Annotated in this window: 8 protein-coding genes; 2 read left to right on the forward strand and 6 right to left on the reverse strand. The window is 64.2% G+C overall.

Going from position 1 to position 21,631, the window contains the following annotated elements:
• The first annotated feature begins 64 nt into the window (after positions 1 to 64).
• Both AC07M1_RS11885 and AC07M1_RS11890 read left to right on the forward strand, forming a co-directional pair.
• The gene (locus tag AC07M1_RS11885) at positions 65 to 10,831 is read left to right on the forward strand and encodes a LysM peptidoglycan-binding domain-containing protein (RefSeq protein ID WP_495162745.1); all 10,767 of its coding nucleotides are present in this window, start codon (positions 65 to 67) and stop codon (positions 10,829 to 10,831) included.
• A 1-nt stretch (position 10,832) separates the two neighbouring features.
• Positions 10,833 to 11,228: a hypothetical protein gene (locus AC07M1_RS11890; RefSeq protein ID WP_495162746.1), complete on the forward strand. Its 396-nt coding sequence runs from the start codon at positions 10,833 to 10,835 to the stop codon at positions 11,226 to 11,228.
• 417 nt (positions 11,229 to 11,645) lie between these two features.
• Here AC07M1_RS11890 and AC07M1_RS11895 read toward each other — a convergent pair whose 3' ends face one another.
• The 6 genes from AC07M1_RS11895 to AC07M1_RS11920 are packed head-to-tail and all read right to left on the reverse strand — an operon-like array spanning position 11,646 to position 21,480.
• Complete coding sequence (locus tag AC07M1_RS11895; RefSeq protein WP_495162747.1) at positions 11,646 to 12,818, reverse strand: CaiB/BaiF CoA transferase family protein; 1,173 nt, start codon at positions 12,816 to 12,818, stop codon at positions 11,646 to 11,648.
• Between the two features lie 4 nt (positions 12,819 to 12,822).
• Positions 12,823 to 14,361, reverse strand: a complete 1,539-nt coding sequence (locus tag AC07M1_RS11900; protein ID WP_495162748.1) for a carboxylesterase/lipase family protein — start codon at positions 14,359 to 14,361, stop codon at positions 12,823 to 12,825.
• Complete coding sequence (locus AC07M1_RS11905) at positions 14,361 to 16,199, reverse strand: glycoside hydrolase family 127 protein (protein ID WP_495162749.1); 1,839 nt, start codon at positions 16,197 to 16,199, stop codon at positions 14,361 to 14,363. Before AC07M1_RS11905 ends, AC07M1_RS11900 begins: the two co-directional genes overlap by 1 nt.
• A complete protein-coding gene (locus AC07M1_RS11910) occupies positions 16,183 to 18,324 on the reverse strand; it encodes a formylglycine-generating enzyme family protein (RefSeq protein WP_495162750.1) in 2,142 nt (713 codons plus the stop codon). The genes AC07M1_RS11905 and AC07M1_RS11910 overlap by 17 nt, the downstream gene beginning before the upstream one ends.
• 12 nt (positions 18,325 to 18,336) lie before the next feature.
• On the reverse strand, positions 18,337 to 19,284 hold the full coding sequence (locus AC07M1_RS11915; protein WP_495162751.1) for a ribokinase: 948 nt from the start codon (positions 19,282 to 19,284) through the stop codon (positions 18,337 to 18,339).
• 30 nt (positions 19,285 to 19,314) lie between these two features.
• Positions 19,315 to 21,480, reverse strand: a complete 2,166-nt coding sequence (locus AC07M1_RS11920) for a TonB-dependent receptor (protein WP_495162752.1) — start codon at positions 21,478 to 21,480, stop codon at positions 19,315 to 19,317.
• Between the last annotated feature and the right edge of the window lie 151 nt (positions 21,481 to 21,631).

The following is a 21,631-nucleotide window of genomic DNA, read 5'->3' on the forward strand; positions in this document are numbered from 1 at the left end:
CGATTTGCTTCGATCTCTCTTCTGACAGGCCGGCTTTACGGCCGGTGGAGTTGAGGGATTTCCGATGGTTGCCATTTTCACCGGGGTCGGGACGGGTTTCGAGCGTGGATCGGGGAACGTCCTCGGCGGTGGCGGGCTGCTGGGCTCGGCGGCGCAGGGGCGCGGTGGCGACAACATCTTCCTCAATGCCGCCAACGGCAATTTGCTGATCAGCCGGCAGGACGAGTTTCTGTCGGGGCGCGGGCCGGACGTCGGCATCACCCGCACCTACAACAGCCTCGGCAATTTCAGCGACGACAATGGCGACAACTGGCGCCAGAGCATGGACCGGCGGTTGGTCATGCAAACCGGCACCGTCAACGCGCCCGGCAGCGTGGTCAAGCGGATCGGGGCCGATGGCTCGGAGACCCTTTACTCGGTGAACGCGAGCGGCACTTACTATGTCGGTTACGAAGGCTCGGGCGCGTACGACACCCTCGAGTATAACGGGACCAACTGGACCTGGACCGATGGCGATAGCCGGGTCACCGAAGTCTATTCGGCCTATGGCTCAGAGTGGCGGATTGCCTCGCAGACCAACACCAGCGGCAACAGCCTGACCTTCAGCTATACCGGCGACAAACTGACCCGGGTCACGACCGCCGATGGCGGTTACACCGAGATCAACTGGTCGGGCAGCAACATCTACGCGCTTTATACCTACAGTCACGGCACCGGCCTTACCCGCACGCGCTACAGCTATGACGGGGATAACCGCCTCTCGACCGTCACGGTCGATCTTACCCCGAACGATACGACCATCGGCGACGGCAATGTCTACACCACCACCTATACCTATCACGGCACGTCCAAGCTGGTCGCGACAATCAGCCAGACCGACGGCTCCTATGTCGCGTTCGGCTATGACGGGGCGAACCGCGTCACCTCGATCGCAGAGACCGTGTCCAGCGGCGTTACCCGCACCACCGGCATCGCCTATGGTTCGGGCAGCACCACCGTCACCGACCCGATGGGGCAGGCCACCACGCTCCACTATGACGGCGCGGGTCAGCTCACGCAGATCACCGCGCCACCCGCGACCGCCGGTGCGCCTGCGCAAACGGTTCACTTCGCCTATAGTGCGATCGGCGATCTGATCCGCTCGGTCGATGCGGGGGGCACGGTTACCAGCTATACCTATGACGGCTGGGGCAATCTTCTGACCCGCAGCGACGCGGTCAGCGTCGCGATTCAGAATGGCATCAACGCGATCGCCACGCTTCAGCCCGACGGCACCTATCGCATCGGCAAGACGAGCGGCTACGGCAGCTACGACGCACAGGTCCAGTCATCGCAGGGGATATCGGGCGATTTCGTGTTCCGAATCCGCCCGTCACAGAACAACGATTATCTGATGGCGGGCGTGTCGCAGAACCCCAATGCCTCGACCAGCTACGCCAACCTCAACTTTGCGATCGAGACCGCGGCTAACGGCTACATCTATTATTACGAGAATGGCAGCGGAGCGGCGCTGACGACCTACAATGCCGGCGACAATCTGTGGATGGTGCGCACTGGCGGCACGATAAACTATTACAAGGGCGCCACCCTCGAAGCGGCCAAGGCCGCAGGCTCGCTGCGCACCGTCTCCGGCGCCAACGGCACCTATTATTTCGACGCGGCCCTCTATGCTCCCAACGCGCGCGCAGACGTCTCGTTGACCCCGACCTCGATCGAGGAATCGTTCAACGTCGTCACCCGCACCTACAATGCGGCAAATCAGGTCGTCACCGAGACGCGCATGGCGTCCGACCGCAATTCGGCCAATGCGAGCCAAACCAACCGCTATGTCTATGATGCCGGCAACCGGCTGATCTACACGGTCAGCGCCGAAGGCCATGTCACCCGGTATCTCTACAGCAGCGAAGGCCTGAACACCTGGGTCTACGAGTTCCCTGCCCACCTCTACGACGTCAGCGCGCTGGCGCCGTCGACCGCGCTGTCGCAGACGCAGCTCGACAGTTGGTACAGCAATCTCGAAGCGACCGCGGGCGGCACCTCGCAATTCAACATCCGCCATATCGGCTATGATCTACGCGGAAATGTCGCGGTTCAAATCCAGGGCGGCAGCAACAATGGCGCCGGATCGATCACCGATACCGACGGCTATCAGCACGCCTACTCCTCCTACGATCAGGCCGGACAGCTGCTGAGCCGCTACAAGTCGACGCAGAACACCGAGCATTTCGCCTATGATGGCCTCGGGCGGTTGACGGCATCGACCGACATCAACGGCGGCGTCACCAGCATCTATTTCAACGACGCCGCGACCCAGACCACGGTGACGCTGGCGGGCGGGCTGGTTCAGACCTCGACTTACAGCAAGGCGGGCGACCTGCTCAGCGTCACCGAGAGCGGCGCCTATACCGTCGGCGGTACCGCCAGCAACGTCTATGACAAGAACGGGCGGCTGCGCTCCACGACCGACGCCACCGGCGTTACGCATTACTATCTCTACGACGCGGTTGGCCGGAAGACCGCCGAGGTCAATGAATCCGGCGACCTGCTCGAGTATCGCTACGATGCGCGCAACCGTCTCGCCGCGACCGCGCGCTTTGCGCTGCGGATCACGAACCCTGCGCACCTCGCGGCGCTCGCCGATGCCAATTCGAGCATCGACGTCGCGACGATCCGGCCCGCCGGACACGCCTGGGACGTCTGGACCTGGCAGGTGTACGATGCCGAAGGCCGGGTGCTGCAGGCGATCGATGGTGATGGTTCAACCACCAGCTACGACTATGACGCTTCGGGTCAACTGATCCGGACGACCGGCTATTTCAACAAGCTGACCGCCGCCCAGATCGCCGCCTTCAAGCTGGCCGCGCCGACCGGTGTCGTGCTGCCCACGGCAGATACCAGGGACGCGATCGCGCGAGTCTTCTACGACAAGGACGGGCGCAGCATCGGCGCGCTCGACGGCGCGGGTTATCTCAGCCGCATCGCCTATGATCGGGCCGGCCGCAAGGTGAAGGAGGTCGCTTACGCCAAGGCGACCGATCCTGCGCTGCGCGCAAGCGGCACCTTCCAGCAGCTGACCGACAGCACCAACCCCAATCCCAATCCCGCCAACCGTCAGATGAACTATGTCTATGACGGCCAGGGCTTGCTGCGGTACCAGATCGATGGGCTCGGCCAGGTCACTGAATATGGCTATGAATCCGATGTCGCCTGGGGCTCGATCGGGCTGGTGCGCAAGGTCACGACCTATGCGACCGCGATCAGCTTCCCTTCGGGTCTGACCTTCGCGGCGGTCAAGGCGGCGATCGCGTCGTCGGGGGCAGCCAGCAATGCGGCCAACCGCACGAGCTGGGCGGTCTATGATACCGCCGGCCGGGTCGCCTATGCGATCGATGCCGGCGGCGCGGTCACCGGCTTCAGCTACGACACCAGCGGCCGGGTGACGAAGAAGGTTGCGTACGCCAATTTGCGCGCGACCACCTCGCTGCCGACCCAGGCGGATATGAACGCATGGGCCTCGGCTAACCCCGCCGCGACCGACCGCACGACGCGCTATTATTACGACGCGATGGGCCAGCTGCGCCTGACCATCGATCCCGAAAACTATGTCACCCGCAGCGACTATGACGCCGAAGGCCGGGTGTCCGCAACCTATCGCTACGACACCTCTGTATCGCCCACCGATAGCTGGACGATCGCCGAGGCCTTTGGCGCATTGAGCGGCACCCACACGAGCTCTTCTTTCTCTTACAATGCCGTGGGCCAGCTTAGCGAAACGCAGAATGGCGCAGGCGAGCGCACCGCCTATGTCTATTATGCGACCGGAAAGCTCGCTTATGAATACCGAGGCTACGGCACCTCGGATCAGAGCTGGACGATTCACGTTTATGATGCCGCCGGCCGGAAGACGCATCACTACGCTGCCTATGATACGCCCGAACAGGCGCTGACCCAATATGCCTATGACGGCCTGGGCAACCTTTTCTGGACCAGCGACCCGCTCAACCGGGCCACGACGTACACCCATGACAGCCTCGGCCGCGTCCTGACGCAGACCGATGCAGCATCGGGCACGATCAGCTACCAGTACAACGCGTTCGGTGAAGTCGTGCGCACCACCGATCAGCGCGGCAACTCGACTTACAACTATTATGACAGCTACGGCCGCGTAGTCGCCTCGCGCGACGCTGAAAACTATCTGACTGAAACCAGCTACACCGCGTTCGGCGAGATCGAGACCGTCACCCGGCGCGGAGCGGCGACCAGTGATCCGGTCTCGATCGACGTGCGCCCGACCTCGGCGCCTCATGCAGCCGACGCCACCACCCGCTTCGCCTATGACAAGCTCGGCCGTGTCACCGCCACCACCGATGCGGACAACAAGACCGAGTATCGCTGGTACGACGCGTTCGGCAACCTCAGCCAGACCCAGAACAAGCTCGGCGGGATCATCCAGTACAGCTATGACCGGCGCGGGCTTCAGCGTTGGCAAACAACCTATGCGCCGGTTTATGACAGCTTGGGCAATCAGGTCGCCGCCCAATCCTATAATGTACGTTTATATGATTCACGCGGCAACCTCGCTCATCTGATCGAGGCATGGGGGCAGCCTGAACAGCGCGACACCTTCTTTGCCTATGACAAGGCGGACCGGCTGATCTCGAAGACAGGGGGTGATGTCAAAGTCGGTCTGTCGGGGATCATGAATACCCCGGTGGAGACCTATGCCTATGACGCGCGCGGCAACCTGATCCAGACCAAGGATGCGACCAATGGTCGCCCGCTATTCTATTATTATTACGACGATCTCGGCCGGAAGGTGGCGCAGATCGACGCGACCGGCGCGGTGGTCCAGTATATCTACGACGCCGCCGGCAACCTCAAACAGACCCGCGCCTTCGACACGCTGGTCTCTCTGCCGGCGACGCCGGGTGGCACCGTCACGCTGCCCGGCGGCACCGCGCGCGACACCTTCTACAACTACGACAACCTCAATCGCCTGACGTCGAGCTACAAGGATGCCGGGCGCACGGGCTATTGGAACGGATCGGTGTTCGTCACCCAGACCGGCCCCGCCATCACCTACTACGAATATGACGCGGCCGGGAACGTCATCAAGACCACCGATCCCAACGGCGCCACGACCTTCTCCTATTACGACAAGCTCGGCCGCAAGACGCACGAGGTCGATCGCGAGAACTTCCTGACCAAGTGGCAATATGACGCCGAGGGCAATGTCCTCGACGAACGTCGCTACATCATCCAGGGCAACACGCCGACCACCGCCGCCCCGCCGGTGATCGGCGAGACCGCCTCCGACCGCGTCACAAGCTTCACCTATGACAAGCTCGGCCGCCGCCTCACCGAGACCCGCCACGGGGTCGAGGCTTGGTCGATCAGTGCCGGAACCGGCGTGCTGAACACGGACAACCGCAACGCGACGATCAGCTATACCTACAACGCGCTCGGCCAGGTGCTGACCAAGACCGAGGCCAATAGCGATACCGCAACCAGCTACCTCGGCGACACCACCACCTATGAATACGACACCGCCGGCCGCCTGATCCGGGAGACGCGCGCGTCATACGCCCAGTTCGGTGGCGGTGACGCCACGCCCGAGCTGCGCTATTATTATAACGGCCTCGACCAGCTCGTCCGTACCTACCAGCCCGGCTATTCGGCGCTGGTCACCAATCGCGCGACCTCGAACACCTATCTCGACGGACGCCTGACCTCGACCACCGACGCGTCGGGCTTCACGCGCAACTATCACTATGACTCGATGGGTCGCCTGGTCGCGGAAAGCTATGATCGCAAGCTGTCGAACGAGACCACCGTCAGGGAAGCGATCTTCTACGTCCACGACGCCGCCGGCCGGGTGATCACCCAGAGCTTCGCGCGCTGGGACGGCGCCAACTGGGTCCACACCGATACGAGCGGACAATATTACGACGCCACCCGGATGCGCTACAACGCGCATGGCGAGCTCACCGGCCGCGGCATCACCGCGGGGCCGTGGGCGGCGGCGGCCTATCAGGAAAGCTACGACTATGACGCCAGCGGCCGCGTGCTGCGCAGCAATGCCGGCGACGGCGTCGTCAAATATTTCGCCTATGACAAGGCCGGCAACCAGACGCTCGCGCTGGTCTCCGAAGGCGCGGTCGATCTCACCGCGATCAACTATACCGACCTGATCGATTCGATCGACGGCAACGCCGACACCAGCATCGCCGGCATCGCCGCGACGCTGACCGTCTACGACAAGCGCGGCATGGTCACCCAGACCCGCGACCCCGGCCGCCAGCTCTCGGCGGGCGGCAACCCGGTCACCCTCACCCGTGGCCGTACCTACAACGCGTTCGGCGAGGTGCTCTCCGAGACCGACGCGCGCGGTTACACCACCAGCTTTACCTACAACAACATGGGTCGCCTGCTGACCAAGGTGTCGCCGCAGGTCAGCGTCACCAGCGAGAGCGGAGCGGTCACCACGGTCAACCCGACCGAGCATTACCGCTACGATATCTCCGGCCGCCTGATCGGCGCGATCGACGCCAATGGCAATCTCACCGCCCGCCTGCTCCTCGCCGGCACCGGCCATGGCGGCAGCGAAGCGCTGGCGGCCAAGGAATTCCACGCCGATGGCGGCATACTCCAGACCGTCTACGATGCGTTCGGCGACGCGCGCATCCAGCGCAACGAGCTCGGCCTGGACGAGCGGCGCGACTATGACGGCATGGGCCGCGTCACCACGATCGTCCGCCGCGACAATCCCGGCTGGGGCCAGCTCACCGAATATCTCGCCTATGACGGCCTCGGCCAGCAAACCCAGCAATGGAACTCATTCCAGACCTCGAGCAACAAGGCGCTGACCGACTACGACACCCAGGGTCGCGTCACCTCATCCGTCGCGATCGGGGGCGACACCACCACCACCAGCTATCAGTGGAGCTACACGCTCGCCACCTCGGGCCTCGGCACGTTCGGCGGCTGGATCCAGACCACCACCTATCACAACGGCAGGACCAGCATCGAGAGCGCCGACATGTTCGGCCACACCGTCCAAACCACCGACATGGGCGGCACGGTCGCGAACATGACCTTCGACAAGGCCGGGCGTATCGCCACCCGCGTCTATGGCGGCCAGACCACCAGCTATGGTTGGCTCAACACCGGCCTGGTCGGGACGATCCAGACCGGCTTCGGCAATCCGGTCACCGCGCCCTACAATTCGGGCGAAGCCTATGCACTCACGCTCCAGACCTCGGCCTATGACGCCAATGGCAACAAGGTCAGTGAGGTGTCGCACAAGGAGGCTGGCAGCTGGGACTGGCAGTATGATTCCGAGCACGGCTGGAGCGTCTACCGCTATTCGAACACCTCCCAGACGCTCCAGAACGCCACCGCGACCTATGACGCGCTCAACCGCCTGACCAACTGGGTCGAGGCCGGAACCACCACCGCGGCGGAGGCGAGCACCGCGCACGCCTATGACGCCAACGGCAATATCCGCCGCACCACCGCCAGCTTCCGGCACCTCGACACCCACGGCGCGCCCTATGGCACCGTCACCACCACCGATCATTGGTATCGCTACGACAGCATGAACCGCGTGGTCACCGCCAAGGGCGTGCAGACCGGAAGCGGCATCGTGCGCGGCGGCGCCGGCGTCGATATCCTCTACAATGCCGCGGGCCAGCGCACGCAGACCACCATCACGGCGCAGCGCATGGCAGACGCCACTTACATGGAATATCGCGAACCCTATTGGGAGCCGGTCTTCTATCCGATCACCGTCCCCTACGAGGCGGAGGTTCGCGAGAGCTATACCTATTACAACACCGGCGAACTCAATCAGGTGTATGTCGCCGAGACCGGTTATTACGACAATCAGGACGGCACGATCACGATCACGCCGCCGCCCGCGGGGCTCGGCGCGCTCAAGGCGACCTATTGGTACGACACGCTCGGCCGGATGACGCGCCAGATCGACTGGTCGCAGGTCATCGACGTCAACCACGCCATCTACGACCGCGCGCTCGAATATAACGCGCAGGGCCAGGTCCGCTTGGACAACACGGTCCAGCGCGATGGCGGGATCACCCAGTTCACCTACACCACCAACTATTATGACAGCGATGATAACGCGCTGACCACCGGCGACTATGCGCTGGGCGCGGTCGTCCGCAGCACGACCGGCGTGTGGCGCAGCGACGTCCCGTACTCCACCTCCAGCGTCAGCAACAGCTATGGCTGGCGCGACGGTGCGGTGCTCACCTCGACTACGCTCACCGGCACCAACACCGGCACCACCTATTACAACCACAACCGCTCCGGGGTGCTCGAAGAAGCCAATATCTATGACGGCCGCCAGCGCAAGGTGACGTTCCACAACGACGTCAACGGCCAGGTACTGCGCCGCAACGAGCAGGACCTCGGCGCCAACGGCGACCCGCAGGAGATCTGGTACCGCTTCAACGGCAAGCAGATGGGCTATGTCGGGAACAACGGCACGCTCAACACCGACTATCAGTCATCGGTCGATGGGCGCGAGCTGACCCAGGGCAGCGGCGCGTTCCGCAACGGGGCGAGCTACGGCGGCTCCTACGCCGACTTCGACCAGTTCTACGAGGGCATCACCAGCCATAGTCAGGGCGGCGCGGGCGGCACCTACACCGTGCGCGGCGGCGAGACGCTCGAGGGCCTCGCCTCGCAGCTCTGGGGCGACTCCAGCCTGTGGTACAAGCTGGCTGAGGCCAATGGCATGACGGGCGGCGGCTCGCTAACCGCCGGCCAGACGCTCCGCATCCCCGCCGGCGTCATGCGCTCGCAGCACAACGCCTCGACCTTCACCCCCTACAACCCCGCCGAAACCCTCGGCGACACCAGCCCGACAACGCCAACCCCACAAGCGCCCAAGAAGGGCAACAAGTGCGGCATCGTCGGGATGATCCTGATGGTGGCAATCGCCGTGGCAGTGACAGTCGCATTGCGTGTTCCGGCGGCCAAGTTATTCGCCAACCTCGGCTTTGGTTCTGCGGTCGGGACCGGCAGCGCGGCAATGGCTACAGCAGGAGCCGGCGCTTCGATTGGCGCAGCGAGCGCGGCCGGTATCGCGGGCACGGTCGGTGCGGCTGTTGCCGGCAGCGTGGCCAGCCAGGCATTTGGCCTGGCGACGGGCATCCAGCAGGGCGGATTCAACTGGAAGGGCGTTGGACTGGCTGCGATCGGCGCCGGGATCGGCAGCGGACTGGGGACAATTTCCGCGCTGAAGGATATTGCAGGCAGCCCATTCCTTACTGGCGCGGTTCGCGGAGCGCTAGGCAACGCACTGACTCAGGGTGTTGCGATTGCTACCCGCCTTCAGAGCAAGTTTGACTTCGCGGGCGTCGCGGTCGGTGCGGCGGTCGGCGGTGTGGTCGGTGGCCTCGACAAGACGCTAGGGGTCGATTGGGGTGGCGGGTTCGACGCCGCCAATATGGGCAAGCAATTGCTCGCCGGTACCGCCGGCGCCATCGTAGGTTCGGCAGCGCGTAGCCTGCTCACCGGTACCAGCTTCGGTGACAACGTACTGGCGGCGCTGCCCGATGTGATCGGTTCCACTATCGGCAATGCCGTCGCGGGCGCAGTGAAGGGCACTTCAGCGCCAGCTGCCGACAAACTGGACCCGGTCACCCGAGCGGGAATGATCGAATTTGCAGCCGCACATCGGAGGTTTCCGAGCAACATTCAATGGCATGACGGCGCAAGCTTCTCGCCCAGCAGTTCGCAGGCAAGGCCGGCCACTGCCTCGGATCCAAACGCGGAGCGTGGAGAGGTTGTAGTAACCGGAAAACCGTGGGGGGTTACGGATGAACTTGGGTATTTGGCCCGATCTCTTCTTGGTGATAGTATTACGAATAGAATTAATTTCCGACCACAGGTTAGACTATCCGACTCTGCATACGTTGCTGCTCAACGTCGCTACTCTCCGCCAGTCAATGAATGGAGGCGTGCTGGCAATATTGCCCTGAGATTCGGCGGAGACCTGATCGGTGGCGGCAAAGATGTGGTTACTGGTGCTTATGGCGCCGTCGTCGCGGCGAAAGATTTCGCTCTATCTCCGTTCAATAATGCTGCAGCTCAGAGGAATTCCGTCCGGATGAATGCGCTTCAGCAGCGTGGTGTCGGGGGAATATTGTATGACATTGCGACAGCGCCTCTAGTGGCGTTTGGCGATGTGATCGCCAACGATAACTTCCGTGGCGCTACGTCCCAACTGATCGGCGGGGTCATTCCGACGAAGTTTATCCCGGGCTCAAAGTTCGTGGGAACGCGAAGCGCTATAATTGCCGCAGAAGGCGTCCCGATTGCGGCCGCCGACCTAGGAGGCGCTGGCGCTCTGGCCCCTCTCTCGTCGCTATCCTCTCGACAAGCATCAATACACGCACTTTTGCCTGAATCTGGTTCTTACACTCTTCTACCTAAGCGAGGCGCATCGATGAGCGACTTGCGCGCTATTGGCCAAGCTACCGGGGACGAATACAATATGTTCACCAACGGCGGCCAGCGGCTAATTGTTCGCGGATCGGGTAACTCGGTGAGCGTTTCCGCCGACATGTATGGCGACATCTTGGCGGGCAGGTATGGAAAATACTCGGGACACACCCATCCGCCCGGTTACGATATCTCCCCAAGCGTCGGTGATAGAGACTTCCTCACGACCCTTGGGCAGAGTAGAAGTGCGGTATGGGGCGATGGCGGTTATCAAGTTTTCGGTCGAACCGCTGGTGACGATGCGATAATCCAGTCGCAGATCAATCGAGCTAGAATGGCTAGGCTCTATGGGAATTATTGAGATGCTGAGCTACGATGAAGCAATTGATCGAGCGTTGGAAGCATTCCGCTCAGCCCACCCGGTCGATACTCTTCCCGAATGGTTTGAGAACGGAGCCTTCCGCCAGGACACAGTTACCCATGATCGAAAAATACAGATTCGGTACTATGCGCAACCTGCGTTGCCCCTGAGATCGAATCAGAGTTGGGTGAAAATTGATCATGGGCTGGCCATCCAAGAGATCGACCCGATCTCTGGAGAAGCGAAAATAATAATCTCGCGGGACGTGCCGAAGCATATAACCCTATTCTCCGCCTTAGTTGACCCAGTAAGTGGTGACGTAACGGTGACTGAAGACCGGGATATATCAAGTATACTGGATAGTGAGATTGAAAGGCCCAGAGCAATATCTGTGTAATCGATCGATCTGCTGCCGCAGAGAGAGCAACTGGTGCGGTCCCGCCCCGGCACTCAGCTCGAAGGCGCCTTGGAACTAGGGTGACGAATTACGGGACTACCGGGATAGCTTACTAAAGCTCCAAACCACCCTCCCTTGCAATGTAGGATTTCGCCTGCTCCACTCGAGCCGCCGGGGCATCGCCCGGCCGCTCTTTGACCCCGTCGATCCGCGCCGCCTGACACCCGCGCGAAAAACCGGCCAGATGTGTCAACTTCGTCAACCGAAGTTGACACGATCGCCCGCGCTCCGTGTCACGCCGTCAGCGTCGCCCGCCTCTCGCGCACGCGTAGGAGTGTGACTTTTGGGACTTTCCACGCCTTTCTGGTCTCTTCTTGCGAGCGCGATGTCGATCGAGCCGCTCGCCCCGTCACGCCGCTACTCGGTCCCGGTATCGCCTCGCCGCAGCCGCGCGCTATCCTGATCCAGCAGCGGCGCGCGGAACGGGTCGGGGCCGGGTGTGCGGCCGAATTTGATGGCGCGGGTGACACCGCGATAGCTGCCCAGCACGGGATGCGGGATGTCGCCGAGCATCGCTTCCGCCTCGACCTGGGGGTCGTCGAACATGTCGTCGATCGATCGCGCCACCGAGCACGGGACCGCGTCGCCAAGCAGCGCTTCCCATTGCCTGGCCGTCTTCGCCATCAACGCCGCGCGCAGGCGGGGAATGATCTCGTCGGCATGCGCCGCGCGGCCCTTGACCGTGTCGAGTCGCGTATCGTCGAGCAGGTCGGCAAGGCCGGTCCGCTCGCACAAGGCCCGCCAGAAGCGCGGCGTATTGGCCGATAGATAGAGATGGCCGGCGGCGGTCGGGTGCAGTCCGGTGATCCCGCCCGAGCGCATGTCGCGCGAGATGCCGGGGTCCTCCCCCTCCGCGCGGATCAGCCGCGCCGATTGCATCGTCAGCGCGCTGCGCAGCAACGAAACGCCGACATATTGCCCCGCCCCGCTCCGCTCACGTTCGTAGAGCGCCGAGGCGACTCCCGCCGCGACCAGCGCGGCGGCGTAATAGTCGACCGGCGAGCCATAGGTGATCTCCGGCGTGCCCGGCGGCCCCTGCAGCACGCACATGCCGGTCATCGCCTGCAGCACCTGATCATAGCCCGCCTTGGTCCGCAGCGGCCCCTCCTCGCCATAGCCGGTCACCGCGCAATAGATCAGCCGCGGGTTGCGGGCGGAGAGCGTCGCATGATCGATCCCGAGCCGCTCGGGCACGCCCGGCCGGAAATTGTGGACCAGCACATCGGCCTGATCGGCGAGGTCGAGCAGAATTGCATGGTCGCCATCCTGCTTGAGGTCGAGCACAACCCCCTGCTTGCTGCGATTGACACCCAGAAAGGCGCGGTTCTCCCCCGCCAGCGTCGAAGGATATTGGCGCAGATTATCGCCCCCGGGCGGCTCGACCTTGATGATGTCGGCGCCCTGATCGGCAAGCAGGCTGCAGCCATAGGGCCCGGCGATATAGGCGCTGAGGTCAAGCACCTTGATCCCGCTGAGCGGTCCGGACGGACCGACGCGGTCGGGACTGGCGAAAGGAGAAGAGCCGCTCATCGAGTCAGGTTCCGGGCTGGGTATAGGGATAGGGTGCGAACAGCCGCCGCTGCCAGCCACGCGGATCGCGGACCACCCGCCGACGTTCGTCGAAGATCATCGTCGCGCGATCGCGCAGCCGATAGGCCGGCCAGGCGGGAAGGCCCGGCGCATTGGGCGAGCCGGTGCGGGCAAAGGCGACGAAACGCTCCTGCATCGCCGCGCTGACCGCGCGCGCCTCGGCACCGGTTCCGGCCGGCGACCCCGCCAACGTCCCGAAGACGAAGGGGATGTCGAGCGCATGGAAGGCGCCGCGCGCCGGCTCCACCGGAGACGCGAAGTCGAACTGATAGACGAAGGCCGGATGCCCGGCACGGGCGAGTGCCTCGGCCTCCTCCAGCATCGGGCGCCAGCTGCGCCCGTCGCTGGTCGCGGCGAAGAAGATGTCGGCGGGCGATGCTGACGGACGGTGGCGGCGATACTCCGCGACGATCGTCTCTACCGGCGCCTTCACCGGCAGCTCGGCGGCGATCTTCGCGCCAACGGCGTCCCAGTCGAGGGTGCGCATCTCGGCGCCTTCCGGATCGAAATAGGCGCGGGTCTCGTCACGGGTTCCGCCGAGCATCCAGGCAAGGTCGCGCGCGGCGGGCGCGGCATCGGGACTGAACGGGTGCCGCGTCACGTTCCGGCGATCGAGCACCGGCCCCATATAGACGGGGGAATCCTCGAACGGATCGCGGGTCGCGAGTGCTTCCAGCAGTCGTTCGACCGGGAGGGCCAGCAGCGGTGATAGGTCTTGCGGCGAGAGCTCCAGCGCGGAGAGATAGGCCCGCGCGCGCTCGGTCGAGCGCTCGGGACCGGTCACCGCCACCTGCTGCCCGCTCATGGTCGCGGCACGGTGGAACAGGCCGCGCGCTTGCGGCATGGCCGTGAGCGTCGCGATCTTGGCGCCGCCGCCTGACTGGCCGAACATCGTCACCCGCGCGGGGTCGCCGCCGAATGCCGCGATGTTCGCGCGCACCCATTGCAATGCCAGGATCAGGTCGAGCTGGCCATTGTTGCCGCTGTCCGCAAAGCGCGGGTCGAACGGGGCAAGATAGAGATAGCCGAGCGCGTTGAGCCGGTGGTTGACCGTGACCAGCACCACGCCCCCGCCCGCCAGAGACGCGCCGTCATTCTCGGGATCGGTGACGCTGCCGGTCGCGTAGGCGCCGCCATGGACATAGACCATCACCGGCAGTTTCGCGCGTGCGTCGGCCTGCGGAGTCCAGATGTTGAGGAACAGGCAGTCCTCGGATTGCGGGCGGTACTTGCCGCGCTGCGGACAGGCCGGGCCAAAGGCGGTGGCACGGACTGGATCGCGCGAGGTCGGGGTCGCGGCAGCGCGGCGAAAGCGCTCGGCGCGACCGTAGCGGATGCCGCGGAACCGCGAGATACCACCGACCCGCTCGCCGACGAAACGGCCGGCGGGGCACGTCACCTCCGTCTCGCCCGATGCCCGGGCATAGGCCCGACCGGAAAGCAGCATCGCCGGTCCGGCGAGAAAGGTACGGCGGGCGAACATCAGCCGATGTCCTCCGGCGCGAGCGGCATCCATGTCAGCCGCCAGATGCCGTCACGGCGCTTGCCAGCGCTGAACCAGGGTTCGAACGGAATCGGTGCGCGGCCAAGCGGCTTGAGGAGCAAGGTGCCGCCCTTCTCCTCGATCTCCGGCTCCCCGTCGAAGCGCAGGCTTTCACTCAACTTGTAGCCGTCGATCAGTCCGGTCGCCTGCACCAGCGGCCCGCGGGTGATCGCGAGATAGTCGTAGCGCATCACCTGCTGCGCCACCGGAGACCCGTCGGGCGCGAGTGACTCCTGCACGTTGCGTTGGACGGCGCGATGAACGACCGGGTGTATCGGCAAGGTCAACGTGACGCGATCGCCGGACTGCCAGTGCCGATCGAGGCGCACATAGTCGCCCGCCGGTACCGACAGGGTCTTGCCGGCAACCGCCACCTGCGCGTCCTCCGCCCAGTCCGGGATACGGACGTGGAGCGGAAACCCCTGCGAGCGGTCGATCTCGACCGTGATGTCGATCCTGCCGTCGAACGGGTAGCCGGTCTCCTGTCGTACCCGCACCGTGCCACCACCCGGCAGCTTCAGTCGCGCCTCGCCCGGCCCGAGCAGATTGACCGCGATGCCGCCGTCCGCAGTCGTCGCATAGGCGATGGCGGGCAGTTCCTCGATCGCCATCGCGCCGCTCGACTTGCAGCAGCGCCAATAGGTGGTGTGAACGCGGCGACCATTGGGGAAGCAGTAATAGCACCAGTCCTCCCCATCCGGCGCCTGCGCACCGATCAGGTCATTATAGGCGCTGCGCTCGATCTCCTGCGCGAACCGCGCCTCGCCAAGAATGGCGAGCAGTTCGCGGTTGAGCTGGATCCACGCCATGGTCGAGCAGGTTTCGACATAGCCGTCGGGGTCGAACACCGCGGGGGGATTGAACACCTCGCGCGAGCGATGCGCGACTCCACCCCACGGCCCGCCGCCCAAAGTCAGGTGATTGTCGCGCACCGCGGTCCACAGGTTGCGCACGGCAGTGAGATACTTCTCCTCACCGGTCGCGCGATGCAGCTTGGCGAGGCCGACTAGGTTCCAGAGAAGCTGATAGGCCTTGCCGGTCGCGATCTCCGACGGATCGGCGCCCGCCAGTGCCTGGCTGAGCAGCCGGTTATTCGGTTCGCCCTCGATCTGCTCGACGATCCTGATCGCGAGGTCGAGATAGCGTTGTTCGCCGCTCGCGAAATACAGCTCCAGCGCAGGATCGAGCATCACCGTCGCCGACAGGCCGAAATGGTTACCCATATCGGTGATATCCAGCCCGCTTTCGGTCAGCGTCCGCCATACCAGATCGCCGATTTTCCGCGCAGCAATGAGGTAGCTGCCCTCACCCGTCATCCGCCACAATTCGACCAGGCCCAGCGTCAGATAGGCATGGGTCCAGATGTCCCAGGTGCGCAGGCTCGGCTCGCCATTCCAGCTGACCGGCTTTTCCGGGTGCTTCGTGGTGAAGCGGCGCGGCGGCGGATAATTGCCGAGATAACCGTCCGTGGACTGATGTCCGATCAGCCAGTCAGCGACCCGGCGGACACGACCGAGCAAGCTCTTGTCGCCGCTGCGTGCAGCCGCACGTGCCGCTGCCGCCAGCCACTTGCCGGCATGTTCGCCATACCAGTCGCCACCCTCGTTCGCCGCCACTGCTTCAGGCGCGAAGATCGCGATGGCGGGGCTGGTCTCGTCGGTGATGAAATGGCTCAGCCGACCATGATGATTGGCGGCCAGAGCTTCACCCAGCACGCCGTCCAGCGCCACCGCGCCGGGTGGCGCGAGATATTGGGCGGGTTCAGAGATCGACGGCACAACGGAACCCGATTCCGGCCGAACGATCCTTGGCCGGTGCCATCAGCAGATATTTGCCGTGCTCGTCGAGGCGATAGGCCTGGGGGAAATACCAGTGGCTGGTCTGCGGCTGATAGGCGCTGCCGCCGCGCAGCACGGCGCCACGGACATGGCGATCACGATACTCGTCGGTCCATTCCCAGACATTGCCGACCAGATCCATCACCCCGAACGGGCTTGCGCCCGCCGGATGTGCATCGACGTCGGCGGGATCGGGCATGGAACGGTCGAGGCACGGTTCAGGCACCGCGCCCGGGTTCCAGTCATTGCCCCAGGGGTAGAGGCGGCCGTCATCACCCTGCGCGGCATATTGCCATTCCCATTCGCGGCAGAGGCGCTTGCCCGCCCAGGCGGCATAGGCACGCGCATCCTCGATCCCCACCCAGGTGACAGGCTTGTTGTCCCACCCGGCGGGCGGCGCGCCATCGACCCAGTGGGCGAGGAAGTTCTGCCTGTCCCTCGGGGCATAGCCGCTCGCGTCCAGGAAACGCTTGAACATGATGTTGGTGACGGGGAATCTATCGATCGCGAAGGCCGGGATGTTCACCCGGTGGCGATGTGTGCGGCGCGGGTCGGGCTCCCAAGGATACTGCATATCCACGCCTGCGGTGGCGTAGCCCTCGATCACCACGCCGCGCACCTTGAAGTCGAAATCGGCAGCAGGAATGGCGACCATCCCGGCCGGCGCAACGCCATAGGGCGCGGTTGCTTCGACCTCGACCAACTCCTGCGGCGCAGCATGCCAAGCCGACGAGAAGGACGATAGCGGCGTGGTGGCGCGCGCGGCCATCGCCTTCAGGAAATCAGAGAGGCCCGGCTCCTCGCCGCTCGTCGCCAGCACCGCACCGAAACCTCGCCCGTCGATCGCCAGCTCGATGATCGCACGATCGTCCGTGATCCGTGGTGACAGCTCGGTGCCGTTCCAGACGTCGTAATAGCGCGTTCCCGCAACGTGCGGGACGTCGAGCTGCTCGCCCGTCACCGCGAACTCGCTGCGGTTGATCAACGTCCACAGCATCCGCCCCTCACCGGGGAAACGACTGGCGAAGATGCCGAACTGCAAGGTGCGCTCGTACGGGCGCCAGTCCTGGCTCACGAACAGGGGCCCGAACTGGCGCTGGACCATCGCCACGCGCCGCAGCGTCTCGGCATCGCGATCGGTGATCAGATTGACGAAGCCGAAGACATTCTCCCAGGCGACATAGCCGATGCCGTTGAAGAAGGCGTGCTGCAGGTCGTTGGTCCGGTTCCGGCTCCAGCGGTTCTCGATGTTGATGATGTGGCGCGGCTCGAGCCATTTGAGCTTGATGACGGTCGGGATGCTTTCGTCTGGCACCCGCTTGGTCCAGCTCTGCAGGTTCCACGAAAGATGGTGGTCGCCCGCCTGTGCGGTGGATTCGGGCTGAAGGATCACCGGCCGCCCGCGCGCCTCGCACGCGACATGGAAAGCGCGCGGCACACCCGAATAGGTGTCGCCGTTGATCCCGTCTGCGCCGGTCGCGGCGACCAGATCGGCCATCCGCTCCCAATCGGGCCGGTCGCCCTCACGCGTGCCATTGTCCCACGGCATCGTCGGCAGGAACACCTTGACCCCGCGGCGGTGGAAATCGGCCACCACCTGTTTGAGCGCCTCGACCCCACCCGGCAGCGCGTCAGCCAGGTCGAACTGACTGCGGTCGTCGATCCCGATATTGGGATAGATGTACCAGGGCAGCACGCTGTCGATCCCGCCGAACCGCGCCTCGAGATCGTCGAGATAGCGGTCGACCGTGTAGCGGCCGGTATCGGGATCGTAGAAATAGCGATCCTCGACCATCAGTAGCGCATGGACGAAATTGCCCTGCGCCCAGACGAGGTCGGGGTGGCGGTAGAGGCTGTCGTCGAAGCCGATGCGGAGCAGATGCTCGCGCCGCCATTCGATCAGGCCCCGGACCCATTCGTCCGCATCGCCATCGGCGTCCATCCGCCAGCGGCCCATTTCCTGGAACGGCCAGCCCAGCGCCTTGCCCGGGGTAGGCAGATAGGGGCCGGTCAGCGCGTGGCTGAACTTGTAGTCGCTGGTGGTGCGAATCGGGTGGTCGGTCATCGGGTTCGTGATCTACTCGCTAATGCCGCAATAGGCGGCCAGGGTACGCGCATCGGCTTCGGCTGCATCGGCCAGGAAGGCCGCGACTTCCGCCGCCGTCGGGATGCTGGTCTGGGCACCGCTACGGGTCGCCGACAATGCCGCAGCCGCCGCTGCGTGCCGCAACGCGCCGAGCAGGTCGGTGCCGCCCGCCAAAGCGGCTCCCAGCACGCCGCAGAAGGTGTCGCCAGCCGCCGTCGTGTCGGTCGCGACGATGGAGAAGGCGGCCTGCGAGATCAGCGTGCCATGATCGACCGCGCAGCAGCCGCGCTCGCCCAACGTCACCACGGTGGTGGCGACGCCGGTCCGCGTCAGGCGATCGGCGATGCTGCCTTGCTTGCCGACGATCGCTGCCAGCTCTTCCTCATTCACCACCAACACATCGATCAACGCCAGCAGCTCGGCAGGAAGCGGTTGTGCAGGTGCCGCGTTGAGCATCACCCCGACGCCCGCGACCGTCGCCGCGCGCGCATAGGCGATGACGGTCGCGAGCGGAGTTTCGAGCTGGAGCAGCAGCCAGGACACCCCGTCGAGCGGAGGCAAATGCTCGGGCGCCAGCTCCCCATTCGCCCCCTGGGCGACGGTGATCGCATTCTCCGCCCCGTCCGATACGGTGATCAGCGCCGCCCCCGTCGGGCGTGTAGCGCGCACGAGATGGAGCTCGACTTCGGCCGCACGCAGCGACTCCTCCAGCACGCCGGCCGAAGGGTCATTGCCGAGCGCGAGCAGCATCGCCGTGTCCGCGCCGCCGGCGCGAGCGGCGGCAACCGCCTGGTTGGCGCCCTTCCCGCCCGGCACGACCAAAAGGTCGCCGCCCAGCACCGTCTCCCCGGGCGCCGGGATGTGTGGCGCGCGGACGACGAAATCGACGTTTGCGGATCCGGCGACCAGCACCCGGCCGCCGGGTGTGGTCCCGGTCATATCGGTCCTTCTATCAAACGTGGCGCGTGCTCAGAAATCGCTTCTGAGCGTCAGCGACACGGTCCGTCCACGGCCCGCGAAATAGTTCTGGAAGAAGTCGATCTGCGAGAAAGCCAGGAAGTAGTATTTGTTGAACAAATTCTCGACGCCCAGCGAGACGGTTCCGACGTCCTTCATCTTGTACTTGGCGGTCAGGTCGAACAGCGTGCGGCCCGTGGTCCGCTCGGTGACAGTCTGGCCGGTCCGGACGGTCCGGTCGAACGTCTTGTCCATCCCGAACGAGAGCGAGACGGCATCGGTCGGCGTCCAGGTCGCGCTGACGTTCAGCTTGTCCGGCGCGATATTGGTGATGCCGAGCTGAACGTTGAGCGGCCGGTTCTGGAAGTTGGCCGGGCTCGTATAACCTTCAAGCGAGCTGTAGACCGCATTGAAGCGCAGCTGAGAGATCGGACGCACCTCGGCGGTCATATCCCAGCCCTTGATCCGGATCGGGCGCCGATTGAGCACGAAATCCAGCGTGACTGGATCGACGCCATAGGTCGAGCCGAGCTTCGAATAGGAATTGTAGCGCGAGATGCCGAAGCTACCCCAGCTGCCGCGCCAGTTCACGCCGACTTCCTTGTTTTCGAACACCACCGCCTGCAGTTCGTCAAAGATGCTCGCGACCGACTGGCCAGGCGTGCTCACGTTGCGCAGCGGGATGCCCACATTCGGCAGGGTGAAGCCTTCGCTGTACGACGCGAAAGCCGAGAAGCCATGGCCAAGCCGCACGACCACGCCGCCATTGAGAAGGGTATTCTTATACTCGAGCTCGCCGCCCTTCACAGCCTGACGGCCACGGAAGAAGGTGGTCGTATAGTCGTCGACCTTGATCTTGCCGCTTTCATGCCGGACGCCGCCCGAGAAGGTGACCGGGCCGATGTCCCAGGAAAGCTGAGCGAACGGGCCGAAGCTCGTATACTTCATCGGAGGCACCCAGACCCGGTTGGTCAGCGCCAAGCGCTGCTCGGTCTCGTCATGCACCGCGTCGATGCCGACGCGCACTTCGAGGCCTTCGATAAGGAAATCGGGACGCGAATAGGAGGTGCGCAGACCGTATTTCTCGGATCGGATCTCCGACTGATCGACCAGTGTACCGATCGGCGCGATCAGCGGATCCTGACGATCGGTGCTGTTCTCTCCGCCGAAGCGCATCGCCTGCTTCGCATAGTAGCCGGTCACGATGAGGTTGCCGCCGAACAGATCGTTATGCGTGTAGGTCAGCGCGCCTTGGATGAACTCGTTGAACTCCTCGCGCAGCACATCGCGACCATTGACCAGCAGTGGGCCGGGTTCGGCGGTATCCGGGAGACCGAGCGCGCGGTTGCCGGCGACATAGTGATAGCCCCCCTTGCTCGCGAGCTTGAAATAGCTACCGGTCGCTTCCAGCCGCTGTACGCCGGCGCTTCCGAAATCAGTGCCGACCTTGAGGAAGAAATTGCGCTGGGTCGAATCCGCCAGCGAGCTAGACGCCGACAGGCCGATACGGCGACCCTTTGCGTCATAGGTCATGCCGCGATCGACATAAGCGGCGGCGGCGAACACATCGAACGAGCCACCCTTGTAGGCGACGTCGCCCTTGATGCCCCAGGTCTCACTGTCGTCGCGAAACTGGCTGCCGAACCGTCCACCGATATTGGCGTGGAAGCCGTCGCGGGTCGCGCGGCGGGAAATGTAGTTGATGACGCCGCCGGCCGCGCCGATGCCCTCGGCTGCGGAAGCGCCGCCGATGACCTCGATCTTCTCCACGGTCGACATGTCGGTGAAGGTCGCGTTGCGGCTACCGTCGCGCAGCGGGGTCGATTGCGGCACGCCGTCGAACAGATAGAGTGCAGTGCGGCCGCGCATCGTCTCGCCAAGCGTGTTCAGCGTCTGGTTCGATTCCGAATAGCCCGGCACGGTCTTGGCCAGCACCGCGGTATTGTCCTCGGTCAGCGTCAGCGACCGCGACAGCTCAGCCGGTGAGATGACGGTGATGGCGCCAGGGATCTTGTCGACGGCCTTGGGCGTACGGCTGCCCGTAACGATCACGTCCTTGGCGTTCTCGTCGGCACCGTCCTGAGCAGCCGCAGGCTCGGCGTCGGACTGCGCCCAGGCCGGCATCGCTATTCCGCCGAGCATCAACGCTCCAACCGTAGCGCGCGCAAATTTCCTCATCACTCCCCTCCCAACTCATATTTGCTTATCTGCGCGCATCCTATTCCCCACACTGCACGATAAAACCGGGGTTGTGCTGCGTTCATACCGGACATTTTGTGCGGTCCGAAATTGGAGTAAATCACGAGACCTCATAAAATGTGCGGTGTGA

The organism is Sphingomonas sp. GW821-FHT10C01 (assembly GCF_059415525.1).